General features: G+C 72.4%; 1 pseudogene. It reads right to left on the bottom strand.

The annotated features are described in order from the left end of the window. Positions 1 to 221: pseudogene (locus OO71_RS51155) on the bottom strand (ferritin-like domain-containing protein); the annotation flags it as partial.

Genomic DNA, 221 nt, shown 5'->3' with positions numbered 1-221 from the left:
GTACCTGCCCGGGGCTGCGGCTGTAGGCGATGCCGTTCGCGTCGGCCGGCACGATGTTCGCGGTGCCGTGGCTGTCGATCACGCCCTGGTCGTCGTCGGCGGGGCCGTCGAGGCTGTCGCGTGCGTCGGACAGCTTGACCGACGCCTTGCGCAGGTCCGTGCTGAACAGGCCGCTGCCGAGCAGGCCGCTGCCCCGCTGGTAGAGCGCGCTGCGGATGGTG

Origin of the sequence: Amycolatopsis jejuensis (genome assembly GCF_000717335.1) — a bacterium.
GTDB lineage: Bacteria > Actinomycetota > Actinomycetes > Mycobacteriales > Pseudonocardiaceae > Amycolatopsis > Amycolatopsis jejuensis.
The sequence above is the reverse complement of the archived record's forward strand: the minus strand, read 5'-3'. Positions and strand labels throughout refer to the sequence as shown.